At 73.4% G+C, this 14,022-nt stretch carries 8 protein-coding genes and 1 pseudogene; 6 read left to right on the forward strand and 3 right to left on the reverse strand.

Features of this window, described 5'->3' with window-relative positions; translation table 11 throughout:
• Positions 1-84: 84 nt before the first annotated feature.
• Both ACFY9S_RS35310 and ACFY9S_RS35315 read right to left on the reverse strand, forming a co-directional pair.
• Positions 85-1,842, reverse strand: coding sequence for an ABC transporter permease subunit (locus ACFY9S_RS35310; RefSeq protein WP_391136980.1), 1,758 nt, complete (start codon positions 1,840-1,842; stop codon positions 85-87).
• 5 nt (positions 1,843-1,847) lie between these two features.
• The gene (locus ACFY9S_RS35315) at positions 1,848-3,359 is read right to left on the reverse strand and encodes an ABC transporter substrate-binding protein (RefSeq protein WP_391136983.1); all 1,512 of its coding nucleotides are present in this window, start codon (positions 3,357-3,359) and stop codon (positions 1,848-1,850) included.
• A gap of 210 nt (positions 3,360-3,569) precedes the next feature.
• Between ACFY9S_RS35315 and ACFY9S_RS35320 the strand changes: the two are divergent.
• The 3 genes and pseudogenes from ACFY9S_RS35320 to ACFY9S_RS35330 all read left to right on the forward strand — a co-directional run.
• Positions 3,570-4,007, forward strand: a pseudogene (locus tag ACFY9S_RS35320) (DUF2236 domain-containing protein); the annotation flags it as partial.
• Positions 3,959-6,190 carry a tetratricopeptide repeat protein gene (locus ACFY9S_RS35325; protein WP_391136986.1) on the forward strand — a complete coding sequence of 744 codons (2,232 nt, stop codon included), beginning with the start codon at positions 3,959-3,961 and terminating at the stop codon, positions 6,188-6,190. The pseudogene ACFY9S_RS35320 and the gene ACFY9S_RS35325, both read left to right, overlap by 49 nt.
• A 62-nt stretch (positions 6,191-6,252) precedes the next feature.
• A complete protein-coding gene (locus tag ACFY9S_RS35330; RefSeq protein ID WP_391136989.1) occupies positions 6,253-7,830 on the forward strand; it encodes an FAD-dependent oxidoreductase in 1,578 nt (525 codons plus the stop codon).
• 4 nt (positions 7,831-7,834) lie between these two features.
• On the opposite strand, the gene ACFY9S_RS35335 is transcribed toward ACFY9S_RS35330, so the two are convergent.
• Positions 7,835-9,616, reverse strand: coding sequence for a serine hydrolase (locus tag ACFY9S_RS35335; RefSeq protein WP_391136992.1), 1,782 nt, complete (start codon positions 9,614-9,616; stop codon positions 7,835-7,837).
• Between the two features lie 326 nt (positions 9,617-9,942).
• On the opposite strand from ACFY9S_RS35335, the gene ACFY9S_RS35340 reads away from it, so the two are divergent.
• The 3 genes from ACFY9S_RS35340 to ACFY9S_RS35350 all read left to right on the forward strand — a co-directional run bounded on the left by ACFY9S_RS35340 (position 9,943) and on the right by ACFY9S_RS35350 (position 13,981).
• On the forward strand, positions 9,943-11,052 hold the full coding sequence (locus ACFY9S_RS35340) for a nitronate monooxygenase (RefSeq protein ID WP_391136995.1): 1,110 nt from the start codon (positions 9,943-9,945) through the stop codon (positions 11,050-11,052).
• A complete protein-coding gene (locus ACFY9S_RS35345; RefSeq protein WP_391136998.1) occupies positions 11,049-12,602 on the forward strand; it encodes an AMP-binding protein in 1,554 nt (517 codons plus the stop codon). Before ACFY9S_RS35340 ends, ACFY9S_RS35345 begins: the two co-directional genes overlap by 4 nt.
• A 113-nt stretch (positions 12,603-12,715) precedes the next feature.
• Positions 12,716-13,981 (forward strand): DUF418 domain-containing protein, encoded by a 1,266-nt coding sequence (locus ACFY9S_RS35350; protein WP_391137001.1) that lies wholly within the window; start codon positions 12,716-12,718, stop codon positions 13,979-13,981.
• Positions 13,982-14,022: the final 41 nt, after the last annotated feature.

The raw sequence follows: 14,022 nt of genomic DNA on the forward strand, positions 1-14,022 counted from the left end.
CGCGCCGCGCCCCCACGCCCGCCCCCGCCCGACTGCCGTTTCGCTGGCCCCCCGGCGGGTGCCCCCCCGGGCCCGGGGCGCCTGCTACTCGCCTTTCGGGCGTCCCAGCGCGCTGCCCGTCACCGCCAGCACGGAGAGCACCACCAGGGCGGCGGCCGGGCCGAGCACCGTCCAGGGGGCGAGTTCGGCGTACGGCTGGTTCTCCGACAGGAGCCGGCCCCACTCGGGGGTGGGCGGCTGTTCGCCCAGGCCGAGGAAGCCGAGCGAGGCCAGTACCAGGACGGCGGTCGGCAGCCGCAGCAGGGCGTTGCGGAGAAGGGCCGGCAGCACCGCGGGGAGCAGGTGACGGCGCAGCAGGTGCGGCCGTCCCGCGCCGAGTGCGACGGATGCGGCGATGTGACCGCTCGCGCGTTCCTGTTCGAGCAGCGCGGCCGTCTGGGCGGCGTACGGGCTCCAGCCGACCACGCAGACCGCGATCGCCGCACCCCACACCGACGGCCCGGTCACGCCCGCGATGAGTAGTCCGGAGAGGACCGCGGGCAGGGTCGACACGACCTCCGTCGGACCGGCGCTCGCCCGCGGCGCCATACCCAGCAGGAGACCGGTGATCGCGCTGACCACCGTCACGGCGAGGGCGACACCGGCCGTGCGCAGCGCCCCGTGGCCCAGCCGGGCCAGCAGATCCCGGCCCAGCGCGTCCGTGCCCAGGGGGTGTTCGAGGGACGGCGCCACCAGCCGCGCCGCCGTGTCGACCTGCAGGGGGTCGCGCAGGAGGCCCGCCGTGACGAGGGCGATCAGGACCACCGAACATGCCGCGGTGATCCAGCGCAGGGAACGCGGCGGGACGAGCGGGGGCCGGTGCAGGGTCGGCAGGGCGCCGTCGCGCAGGGGGCGGCCGAGGAGCGCGTGGCGCAGGGCCCGGATCAGGATGCCGGCGCTCACGCCGAGCAGGACCAGCGCCAGGGTCGCGGTCTGGAGCACCGGGAGGTCCTGCGCCACGGCGGCTTCCAGGGCGAGTCGGCCGAGCCCCGGGATGTTGAAGATCTTCTCCACGGCGACCGCCCCGCCGACCAGCGCCACGACGGTCGGCAGCAGCTGCGGCAGTATGCCGGGCAGGGTGCGGCGCAGCGCGTTGCGGGCGATGTTGCCGGGCGGGAGCCCGACGGCGTACGCCGTGCGCGCCCAGGGTTCGTGAAAGGCGGCGGGCAGCGCCTGGTCGAGCATGCCGCCGAGCATCGCGCCCGACGGGATGCCGAGGGCGAGCGCGGGCAGCACCATCGACTGCGGCCCCTCCCAGCCGCTGGACGGGAACCACCCCCACCAGACCCCGCACACGGTGGCCAGTACCGAGGCGAGCAGGAACTTCGGCAGGGCGGCCAGCACGGCGGCCGTCGTGCCCGCCCGGTCCTGCCGCAACCGTCGCCGGGAGCCGAGGAACACGGTGCGGGCGCACACCAGCGCGGCGACCAGGGCGGTCACCACGAACGCGCCCAGCACCAGCGTCAGGGAGACCGACAGGGCCGTCCCCGCCTGCGGCATGACCGGTGCGCCGGAGACCCATGAGACGCCCGCGTCCCCGCGCGGCAGGCCGGCCAGCCAGTGTGCGAGGTGGACCAGGGGGCCTTGGTCCAAGCTCAGTTGCTCGCGCACGGCGGCGAGTTCCGACGGGGTCGGATTCTGGTCGGCGGAGCGGGCGCGCAGCACCGTGCGGGCCGGGTCCGCGCCGGTCAGCCACGGCAGCAGGGCCACCGCACCGAGCAGCGCGGCTCCGGCGAGCACACGGCCGGCCGCCGCCGGCCAGAGGGACGGGCGGGCGGCGGCGGACGTGCGCGCGAAACTCATACGGGTTACTTGAGGCGGGTGTCGACGTCGATCAGGGACCGCTCGCGCGGGTCGAGGATCACGCCCTCGACATCGTCCGCGACGCCCTGGACGGCCTGCTCGTGCACCAGCGGCACCACCGCGTCGGTGCGCAGGATCTCCGCCTCCGCCTGCATGATCTTCTCCTGGCGCCCGGCGGTGTCCCGCTCGGCGGCGGCGGCCCGGATGGCCTTGTCCACCGCGGCGTCCTTCAGCCCGGCGATGTTGTAGACACCCTCGCTCGTGAAGTCGCTGGCGAGGTAATCGACCGCATCGCCGGTGTCGAGGAGCGTCACCCGGGAGAAGACGAGGGCGTCGTACTTCCCGGCGAGGAGGTCGCCCTCCATCTGCGTGTACTCGCGCACGTCCTGCTTCACGGTGAACCCGGCCTTCTCCAGCTGCTGCTGGAGCACGGCCGCGGCCTCGGGCAGTTCGGCCCGGTTGGTGTAGGTGGCCAGTCGCAGCGTCCTGCCCTTGGCGCCGGTCTTGACCTCGGCGGCGGTCGCGGCCTCGGCACGGCCCGTCACCTCGGTGCGCTTGCCCGCCGCCCAGGGGACGGCGGGCCCGAACAGGCCCTGCGCGGGGTCGGCGTAGCCACCGAAGACGGAGTCGACCAGCGCGGAGCCGTCGACGGCCTGACGGGCGGCGGCGCGCAGCCCGGCGTCGGTGAACAGGCCGCTGCCGGTGTTCAGGATCAGGCTGTCGGTGCGCACCGAGGGGACCTCGTGCCGGGTCTTCTTGTCCAGCAGCTTGGCCTGGGCGGTCGGGATCCACTCGGCGACGTCGGTCTCGCCGCCGCGCAGTGCGTTGGCACGGGCCGTTCCGTCCGCGATCCAGCTGACGTCGATGCCGGGCGCCTTCGCCTTGCCACCCCAGTAGCCGTCGAAGCGGTCGAGGGTGGCCTTGCTCTTGCCGCTCAGCCGGGTGAGTTCGAACGGACCGGTGCCGGTGCCGAGAGGGCTGGCGGAGCCGTCCTTCGCGTACGCCTTCGCCGACAGGATCGCCAGTGCGGGGCTGGCCAGTCGCAGCGGCAGCACCGGGTCGGGCGACTTGGTGGTGAGGGTGACGGTGTCGGCGTCGTCGGCCTTGGCGGTCAGTGACACGTCGCTCAGTACGCGGGGCTTGGGCTTGGCCGCGCTCGCGTGTTCGAGTGCGTTGACGACGGCCCGGGCGGTGAGCTCGGTGCCGTCCTGGAACTCGGCCTTGCGCAGCTCGAAGGTCCAGGTGGTGTCGCCGTCCTGCTTCCAGGACTTCGCCAGAGCGGGCTTGGCCGCGCCGTTCTCGTCGAGCGCGGTGAGGCCCTCGGCGACGGACAGCTTGCTCAGCACGGTGGCGTCGTTGCTGTACGGGGACAGCGCCTGCACCGGCGGTACGGCCAGCGCGACCCGGAGCCGCCCGCCCGGTCCCGCCCCGGTGTCGCTGTCGCCGGGCGCGAAACACCCGGTCAGCACGGGGGTGAGAGCGAGCGCCGCTATGAGGCCGCGGGAGGTGGTGCGCATGTCGGATCCTGTCGTGCGGGAGGTCGGGCAGGCGGTTGCGGCCCGGTCCGGGGCTTGATCGGCGACGCCAGCATATAAGGGGAGCCTTACCAAACCCTCAACCGGGTAGGTGAAATCTCAACGACTGGACGGTCACGGTTCGAACGACGGCCTCTCGACCTGTACCGCATGCTGACCGCGACCGGTCCGGACACGGGCGAGCGTTACGGCGACCTGGCCGCCGGACCCGAGGCACGCGAGGTGGACGACTTCCTGCTGCGCCCACCGACGCACCGCCTCCTCGTACCGGCGCGCGAGGCGCTGTGGCGGCGCGTGGCACATCTGGCGTACGCCTCCCTGCCGCCGTACGCCCACGAGTTGTACGGCAGACCGGCCCCCGCACCAGCCACCGTCACCCGTCAACTCCGCCTCGCGGGCCTCCTGCTGCGCCACGTTCCCGCACGTGTGCGGTGGCAACTCCCGCCCAAACACATCCTGCGGGCCATGGCGAGGCTCGGCCCCGGCGCCCGCCCGGCACCGTACAAACTCGGACGACAGGCAGCCATACTGGGTGGGCCAGGGGGGCGGGCGAACAGCTACCGGGGGGAGCGTCGCGCGACATGGGGGACAGCAGGCTCATCCAGGGCCGGTACCGGCTGCTCGATCTGATCGGGCGCGGCGGCATGGGCGAGGTGTGGCGGGCCCGGGACGAGTCCCTGGGCCGGCACGTTGCCGTCAAGTGCCTCAAACCGCTGGGTCCGAACCACGACCACGCCTTCACCCGCGTGCTGCGGGAGAGGTTCCGCCGCGAGGCCCGGGTGGCTGCCGCGCTGCAGCACCGGGGCATCACCGTCGTGCACGACTTCGGCGAGTCCGACGGCGTCCTCTACCTCGTCATGGAGCTGCTGGACGGCCGTAACCTCAGCCAGCTCCTGGAGGACAACAAGCAGCACCCGCTGCCGGTCGCCGACGTCATGGAGATCGCCGAACAGGTCGCCGCCGCCCTCGCCTACTGCCACGAACAGCACATCGTCCACCGGGACCTGAAGCCCGCCAACATCGTGCGGCTGCGCGACGGCACGGTGAAGATCTGCGACTTCGGCATCGCCCGCCTCGGCCACGACATCGGCTTCACCTCCCGGCTGACCGGCACCGGCATCGCCATGGGCACCCCGCACTACATGTCCCCGGAGCAGATCGGCGGCGACGGGGTCGACCACCGCAGCGACCTCTACTCCTTCGGGTGCGTCCTGTACGAGATCGCCACCGGCGTACCGCCGTTCGACCTCGACGACGCCTGGGCGGTTCTCGTCGGCCACCGCGACACCCCGCCCCGCCCGCCGCGCGAGCACCGCGCCGAACTGCCCGAGTACCTGGAACGGGTCGTCCTCGACCTGCTCGCCAAGGAACCCGCGCAACGCCCCGACGACGCCCGCGAGCTGGCCCGCCGGATCAGCGCCCACCGGGCCGCGCCGGCGTACGTGCCCGCCGGCGCGGCGGCCCGCCCGGCCCCCGGCGGGCCGGCGGGCGCGGACCGGCTGCCGTCCTGGACCCGCGGCATGACCACCGGCCACAAGGCGACCGGCACAGGGCTGCGCACCACGCCCGCGGACCCGTCGGCGGGACTGTCCGGCGAGTGGATCGCACGGCCCGCCACCGGCCCCGTCATCGAGGAACCCGTCCCCGCGCAGCGGCCCGCCCCGCCCACGGAGGTCCTGACCGCCCTGGCCGGCCGGCACAACGCGGGCCTGAGCCTCGGACGGCTCGGCCGCTGGGCGGAGGCGGGCGAGGTGCACCGGGCGGTCGCCGCCGAACGCGAGCACCTCCTCGGGCCCGACCACCCCGACACCCTCTCCAGCCGCTACGAGGTCGCCTTCACCCTCAGCCGCACCGGCCGCGCCGCGGACGCCCTGCGCGAGTACAAGCACGTCACCGAGGCCAGGATCCGCACCCTCGGCGCCGACCACCCCGACACCCTGGCCGCCCGTCAGGAGATGGCCTACGCACTCGGTCAGCTGGGCCGCCCCTTCGACGCCCACCGCGTCTACACCTCCGTGCTCACCGCCCGCGAGCACACCATGGGGCCCGACCACCCCGACACCCTGCGCTGCCGCCACAACCTCGCCTTCAACCTCAGCCGCCTCGGCCGCCTGGAGGACTCGTACCGCATGGCCCGTGAGGTGGCCACCGCCCGCGCCCGGGTCCTCGGCCCCGACCATCCCGACACGCTCGTCACCCGCTACGAAGTCGCCTACGCCCTGGGACAGCTGGGCCGCTGGCCCGAAGCCCTGGAGACCTACCGCGAGGTCGCCGAGGCCCGCGGTCGCGCCCTCGGCCCCGACCACCCCGACACCCTGGCCGCCCGGCACGAGATCGGCATCAGCCTGGGCCGCCTCGGCCGCAGCGCGGAGGCCCTGGACCTCTACCGCGGCCTGGCCGAGGACCGCGGCCGCAGCCAGGGCCCCACCCACCCCGAAACCCTGCGCGCCCGCCACGGCCGCTGCGTCAACCTCGGGCGGCTCGGCCGCTGGGAGGAGGCCCTCACCGAATCCCGGGAGGTCGCCGTCCTGCGCGAGCAGGTCCTCGGCCCCGACCACCCGGACACCCTGGTCAGCCTGCGCGAGGTCGCCGTCGGCCTCGGCTGGCTGGGCCGCTGGGCCGACGCGCTCACCGAGTACCGGCGTGTGGCCACCGCCCGCGAACGCGTCCTGGGCCCCGACCATCCCGACACCCTCGCCAGCCGCAACGACGAGGCCCACTGCCTGGAACAGCTGGGGCGCGGCGCCGAGGCCGTCGCCCTGTACCGAAGAGTGGCGGCCCTGCGAGAGCAGCGGGCCGCGGCGGCGCGCTGACCCCGGGGCGAGCGGGCAGGCGCCGTCTGGCCGACCCGGATCACCCCGTGTTACCAAGAACCATGACCGCACCCGAGGGACCCCGCGCACACCGGACGTACGACGCCGTCATCGTGGGCGGCGGCCACAACGGCCTGGTGGCCGCCGCCTATCTGGCCCGGGCCGGCCGCTCCGTGCTGGTCCTGGAGCGACTGGACCACACAGGCGGCGCGGCGGTGTCCACCCGGCCCTTCGCCGGGGTCGACGCCCGGCTGTCCCGCTACTCGTACCTGGTCAGCCTGCTGCCGAAGAAGATCGTCCGGGACCTCGGCCTGGACTTCCGGGTCCGCGCCCGTACCGTCTCCTCCTACACCCCGGCCGAACGCGACGGGCGGCCCACCGGTCTCCTCGTCGGCGGCGGCGAACGGCGCACCCGTGAGGCGTTCACCCGGCTCACCGGCTCCGACCGCGAGTACCGGGCCTGGCAGGCGTTCTACGGCATGACAGGCCGCGCCGCCCAGCGGATCTTCCCGACCCTCACGGAGCCGCTGCCCACCCGCGAGGAACTGCGTGACCGCCTCGACGACGAGGCGGCCTGGCGGATGCTCTTCGAGGAGCCGATCGGCATCGCCGTCGAGGAGCGCTTCGAAGACGACCTGGTGCGCGGTGTCGTGCTCACCGACGCCCTCATCGGCACCTTCGCCGACGCCCACGACCCCTCCCTGAAGCAGAACCGCTGCCTGCTCTACCACGTGATCGGTGGCGGCACCGGCGACTGGGACGTGCCGGTCGGCGGCATGGGAGCCCTCACCGACGCCCTCGCCGACACGGCACGCGCGGCGGGCGCGGTCCTCGCCACCGGCCACGAGGCGCTGCGCATCGCCACGGACGGCCGAACCGCCGAGGTCACGTATCGCACGGCCGACGGCGAAGGCACCGTCGCCGCCCGCCATGTCCTGGTGAACGCCTCACCGCAGGCCCTGGCCGACCTGACGGGCGACACCCCTCCGGCGCCCGCCGAGGGTGCCCAGCTCAAGGTCAACATGCTGCTCAAGCGGCTGCCACGGCTGCGCGACAGTTCCGTCGACCCGCGGGAGGCCTTCGCCGGCACCTTCCACATCGCCGAGGGCTACGAGCAACTGGCCGCCGCCCACACCCAGGCCGCCGCCGGAGAGCTGCCCGCCGCGCCGCCCTCCGAGATCTACTGCCACTCGCTCACCGACCCGACCATCCTCGGACCCGGCCTGGCCGAGCAGGGCTACCAGACGCTCACCCTCTTCGGCCTGCACACCCCGGCCCGGCTGTTCGAGCGGGACAACGACGCCGTACGTGAGGACCTGCTGAAGTCCACCCTCGCCCAGCTCGACGAGCACCTGGCCGAACCTCTCGCCGCCTGCCTGGCCACCGACGCCGACGGGCGCCCCTGCATCGAGGCCCGGACCCCGCTCGACCTGGAGCGGGACCTCGGCCTGCCCGGCGGCAACATCTTCCACCGCGAGCTGAGCTGGCCCCACGCCCAGGACGGCACCGGCCGCTGGGGCGTGGAGACCGGGCACGCGAACGTGCTCCTGTGCGGGGCGGGCGCGGTGCGCGGCGGCGGGGTCAGCGGGGTGCCGGGGCACAATGCGGCGATGGCCGTGCTGGAGAACACCGGAGGGTGACCGCTCAGTCGGCCTCCTGCGTCCACCCCACTGCAGTGAGGCGCGCCCCGTCCGCCGGACGCGTCTCGTCGAACAGGACGTCCCCGGAAGCCTCCACCCGCAGTCCGTCCACGTAGCAGCCGCGCCCGACGTACAGCCGGCCCGTCGCGTACCGCCAGCGCAGGGCGAGTTCCCGTGCGGCCGGGAGGCCGGCGGTGAGCGTGTGCCAGACGCGGCCGGACCAGCCGGTGACCGAGCCCGACGGATGCTGCCCGGGATCCCCACCGCGGCGGGACGTGGTGAAGGGCACGGGCCGCCAGCTCGTGCCGCCGTCGGCCGAGGCCTCCAGGACCAGCACGTCGGCCTGCGGCTCGGTGTCCCACCACAGCGCGCAGCGCAACCGGGCCCGGCCTGCGGACGTGTCGAGCGCGGGAAGCGTCAGGGTCGCCGTCGTGGCGACCGCCATCCCGGAGAACCAGGCCCTGCGGCGCCGCACCGGCCGCACCGGCACCGCCCGCGCCATGTTGTTCGCCGCAGCGACCCTGGGCGCCGAACCGGAGCGCCACGTGCGCACCGGATGAACCGAGTTGCCGAGGACGACGAGGAACGAGTCGGTCGTCGGGTCGAGCACCAGCGAGGTGCCCGTGAACCCGGTGTGCCCCGCACTGCGCGGCGTGGCCATCGCGCCCATGTACCAGTGCTGGTAGAGCTCGAATCCCAGGCCGTGTTCGTCCCCGGGAAAGGCGGTGTTGAAGTCGGTGAACATCAGCTCCACCGACTCCCGCCCCAGGATCCGGGCCCGCCCGTAGACCCCGCCGTTGAGCAGCGTACGGCCGAGGACCGCGAGGTCCCACGCATCGGAGAAGACGCCCGCGTGGCCCGCGACCCCGCCCAGACCGAAGGCGTTCTCGTCGTGCACCTCGCCCCACACCAGGCCCCGGTCGAGCCCGGACCACGGTGCCCGCGCGTCCTCCGTGGCCGCGATCCCCGGCCGCCAGGACGCGGGCGGGTTGTAGCGGGTGCGGCGCAGGCCGAGCGGCTCGGTGATCTCGTCGCGGAGCAGGATGTCCAGGGTGCGGCCCGCGACCCGTTCCAGCACGAGCTGGAGCGAGATGAGGTTCAGGTCCGAGTACAGGTACGCGGTGCCCGGTGCGCTGACCGGCGCCTCGTTCCAGATGCGCTGGAGCTTCTCCTCGTACGTCGGCGCGCTGTACAGCGGAATCCAGGCGCGGAAACCGGAGGTGTGCGTGAGGAGCTGACGGATCGTGATGTCCTGCTTGCCCGCACGCGCGAAGTCCGGCAGGTACGAGGCGACCTTCCCCTCCAGCTCCAGTGCGCCGCGCTCCATCTGCTGCACGGCGAGGATCGAGGTGAACAGCTTCGACACCGACGCCAGGTCGAAGACGGTGTCCCGGGCCATCGGAATCTGCTCGCCGGGCGGAAACTCGATGCCGGTGTCGGTCTTCTCGTCGTAGGCCCGGTAGCGCACCGCCATGCCGATGGGCCGGTGCAGCGCGACCGTGCCACCGCGTCCGGCGAGCAGGACGGCTCCCGCGTACCAGGGGTGCTCGGGGGAGGGGGCGAGGAACGCCTCCGCGTCGCTGACGAGCCGGCGCAGGTGGGAGGAGAGCAGTCCGGCGCGGGCGGCGGAGCCGTGCCGCAGGGTGGGGTGGCGGCCGGACCCCTCCGGGGCGGCCCCGACGGGCCCGGCGGGTAGCGGGGTGAGGGCGAGTGCACCGCCCAGGGCCAGCCCCGCCCGGCCCAGTTGACGCCGGGTCAGTTCGCCGCTCGCAGGTCTGTCGGTCACCGCACACACCCCTTCGCCTCAACGGTCGCGCATGTCCCGTGCAGTATGTCCGTCGCACGTCCGCGCACACAGCCCGCAGGCGGGGACCGACGCGGCCCGAATCTGAGCACTCAGCCCGCGCAGGGGAACTGACCGCGGCCCGAATCCGAGCACAGCCCGCAGGCGGGGACCGACGCGGCCCGAATCTGAGCACTCAGCCCGCGCAGGGGAACTGACCGCGGCCCGAATCCGAGCACAGCCCGCAGGCGGGGCCGCCCGCGGCCTGAATCTGACGGAGCATCAGGAAAACCCTTCCGTCCTGCGGAGGACTCCGGCATCCTGCGCCCATGCAGACGGAGCTGAGCCAGGAACTGGGAATCGAGCACGCCGTCTTCGGCTTCACGCCGTTCCCCGCCGTCGCCGCGGCCATCAGCCGGGCCGGCGGCTTCGGCGTGCTCGGCGCGGTCCGCTACACCGCCCCCGACGAGCTCAAACGCGACCTGGACTGGATCGAGGCACATGTCGACGGCAGGCCGTACGGCCTGGACGTCGTCATGCCGGCGAAGAAGGTCGAAGGCGTCACGGAAGCCGACGTCGAGGCGATGATCCCCGAGGGCCACCGGCAGTTCGTCCGGGACACCCTCGCCAAGCACGGCGTGCCCGAGCTGGCCGAGGGCGAGGCGTCGGGCTGGCGCATCACGGGCTGGATGGAGCAGGTCGCCCGCAGTCAGCTCGACGTCGCCTTCGACTACCCGATCCGGCTCCTCGCCAACGCCCTCGGCTCACCGCCCGCCGACGTCATCGCCCGCGCCCACGACCAGGACGTCCTCGTCGCCGCACTCGCGGGCAGCGCCCGGCACGCCCGCAAGCACCAGGACGCCGGGATCGACATCGTCGTGGCGCAGGGCTACGAGGCGGGTGGACACACCGGCGAGATCGCCTCCATGGTGCTCACCCCCGAGGTCGTCGACGCCGTCGCCCCACTGCCCGTGCTGGCCGCCGGCGGCATCGGCAGCGGGCGGCAGGTGGCCGCCGCGCTCGCCCTCGGCGCCCAAGGGGTGTGGCTGGGCTCCCTGTGGCTGACCACCACAGAAGCGGACCTCCACTCACCCGCCCTGACCCGAAAGCTCCTCGCGGCCGGCTCCGGCGACACCGTCCGCTCCCGGGCGCTGACGGGCAAGCCCGCACGCCAGCTGCGCACCGAGTGGACCGACGCCTGGGACGACCCGGACGGGCCCGGCACCCTGCCCATGCCCCTGCAGGGGCTGCTGGTCGCCGAGGCCGTCTCGCGCATCCAGAAGTACGAGGTCGACCCGCTGCTCGGTACCCCGGTCGGCCAGATCGTCGGCCGGATGACCAGCGAACGCAGTGTCCAGGCGGTCTTCGACGACCTCACCCGCGGCTTCGAGCGGGCCGTGGACCGCGTCAACCGCATCGCCGGAAGGAGCGGACAGTGAACACCCGTCCTCCCGTGGGATTCTGGGCCCAGGCCACCGCCGACCCCGACCGCGCGGTCCTGGTCGCCCCCGACGGCGAGGAGTGGACCGCCGGGCGCCTGCACGCCGCCGCCAACCGGCTGGTGCACGGCCTGCGCGCGGCCGGACTGGAACGCGGCGACACCTTCGCGGTGGTCCTGCCCAACGGCGTCGAATTCCTCACCGCGTACCTCGCCGCCAGCCAGGCCGGGTTCTACCTCGTGCCCGTCAACCACCACCTGGTCGGACCGGAGATCGCCTGGATCGTCTCCGACTCCGGCGCCAAGGTGCTCCTCGCCCACGAGCGCTTCGCCGACGCGGCCCGCGACGCCGCAGACGAGGCAGGCCTGCCGGATATGCACCGGTACGCCGCAGGTACGGCCGAGGGCTTCCGCCCGTACGCAGAACTCCTCGACGAACAACCCGAGTCGCCGCCCGGCGAACGCACCCTCGGCTGGGTCATGAACTACACCTCGGGCACCACCGGCCGCCCCCGCGGCATCCGCCGTCCACTGCCGGGCAAACCGCCGGAGGAGGCGTACCTCGGCGGGTTCCTCGGCATCTTCGGCATCCGCCCGTTCGACGGCAACGTGCACCTGGTCTGCTCGCCGCTCTACCACACGGCCGTTCTGCAGTTCGCCGGCGCGTCCCTGCACATCGGCCACCGGCTGGTCCTCATGGACAAGTGGACACCCCAGGAGATGCTCCGCCTCATCGACGCCCACCGGTGCACCCACACCCATATGGTCCCCACCCAGTTCCACCGCCTGCTGGCCCTGCCCGACGACGTGAAGGACCGCTACGACGTCTCCTCCATGCGGCACGCCATCCACGGCGCCGCGCCCTGCCCCGACCATGTGAAACGGGCCATGCTCGACTGGTGGGGGCCCTGTGTGGAGGAGTACTACGCGGCCAGCGAGGGCGGCGGCGCCTTCGCCACGGCCGAGGACTGGCTGAAGAAGCCCGGCACCGTCGGCAAGGCCTGGCCCATCAGCGAACTCGCGATCTTCGACGACGACGGCGACCGGCTGCCGCCCGGTGAACTCGGCACCGTGTACATGAAGATGAACACCGGCGGCTTCTCGTACCACAAGGACGAGGCCAAGACCCGCAAGAACCGCATCGGTGACTTCTTCACCGTCGGCGACCTCGGCCACCTCGACGAGGACGGCTACCTCTTCCTGCGCGACCGCAAGATCGACCTGATCATCTCCGGTGGCGTCAACATCTACCCGGCCGAGATCGAGTCGGCCCTGCTCGCCCACCCGGCCGTCGCGGACGCCGCCGTCTTCGGAATCCTGCACGACGACTGGGGCGAGGAGGTCAAGGCGGTCGTGGAACCGGCCCCCGGACACCGCCCCGGACCCGCTCTCGCCGCCGACCTCCTCGACCACTGCGCCCACCGGCTCGCCGGCTACAAGCGGCCCCGGAGCGTCGACTTCATCACCGAGATGCCCCGCGACCCCAACGGCAAGCTGTACAAGCGGCGGCTGCGCGAGCCGCACTGGGAGGGCCGGGCCCGACCGGCGTGAGGCGGCGGTGCGGCTTTGGTCGCACCGGAGGGGCACGGGCGTCATCCTTTGGTCGGCGCCCGCTCGCCCTCCGGCCGATGTCCGGCCGGGCCCCGCCTTCCTAGCGTGAAACGATGACGATCGCGACCGAACGGGGAACGCTGCGGCGTGGGGGCGTACGGCCGGGCGAACGGGCGCTCGCCCCCGATCTCGCCCGCGGGATCATGCTGCTGTGCATCGTGCTGTCCAACACCGCCTTCCATCTGTGGACGGCCCGGCGCGGGCCCTCCGGATGGCAGCCCGTGGACGGCTCGTGGCTGGACCACGCCGTGCAGTTCACCATGATCATGGCGCTCGACCTGCGGATCTACCCGCTCTTCGCCTTCCTCTTCGGCTACGGCATGATGCAGCTCTACCTCCGGCAGACCGCCGCCGGCACCGACGGGCGCGACGCCGCGAAACTCCTGCGCAGGCGCAGCCTCTGGCTGATCGTCATCGGCCTCGCCCACGCCGGCCTGCTGATGGCCGGGGACATCATCGGCTTCTACGGAGTCCTGAGCCTCGTCCTGGGCGTGGCCTTCCTGCGACGCGGCGAACGCGCTCTGACGTGGTGGATCTGGATCGGAGTCGCTCTGATGGCGCTCGTCACGGCCGGGCCCGTCATCGCCGCTCTGCTCCAGGGCGATCTGGGCACACTGGGTGACGCCGACGCCGAGGCCGGCTTCAAGGCGTTCGCGTCGGACGAGGAGAACTGGCTCACCGCGGCGGGAACCCGGCTCGAGACCGGCCTGTTCATCACCTTCGCCGCCGCCCCGCTGACCCTCGTCGCCGGCGGGTACATCCTCTTCCTGCTCGGCTTCTGGGCCGCACGCCGCCGCATCCTGGAGGAACCGCACCGCCACCGCACACTGCTGCGCATCACGGCTGTCATCGGCATCGCGGCCGGCTGGCTCGGGGCGCTGCCCGCCGCCCTCGCCCACATCGGCGTCCTGCGCGTGACGGACGACATGCAGAGCGAATCCGGGGCGCTCATGGCCCTCCGCGACGTCACCGGCAACGCCGCCGGCCTCGGCTATGTCGCGGCGGTAGCCCTCTTCACGCACTGGTGGACCACCCGCGGGCCCCGCCGCGGCACGACGGCGGTGACGGCGGTGGCCTCCGTCGGCAAACGGTCCCTGTCGTGCTACCTCGCCCACTCGCTGCTCTTCGCCCCGGTGCTGGCCGCCTGGGGCCTCGGCCTCGGCGCGCACCTGGGCAGTACGACCATGGCGCTCTTCGCGTTCGCCGTCTGGCTGGTCACCGTGGCCGGGGCGTACGCCCTGGAACGGGCCGGCCGCCGGGGCCCCGCCGAAGCGGTGCTGCGCCGGCTGATGTACGGGCCCCGGGGCGACCGGGGATGACGACATGAACGGGGGTGCCGCCCCACCGGGAGCGGCACCCC

The organism is Streptomyces sp. NPDC012474 (assembly GCF_042955185.1).
Lineage (GTDB): Bacteria > Actinomycetota > Actinomycetes > Streptomycetales > Streptomycetaceae > Streptomyces > Streptomyces cahuitamycinicus.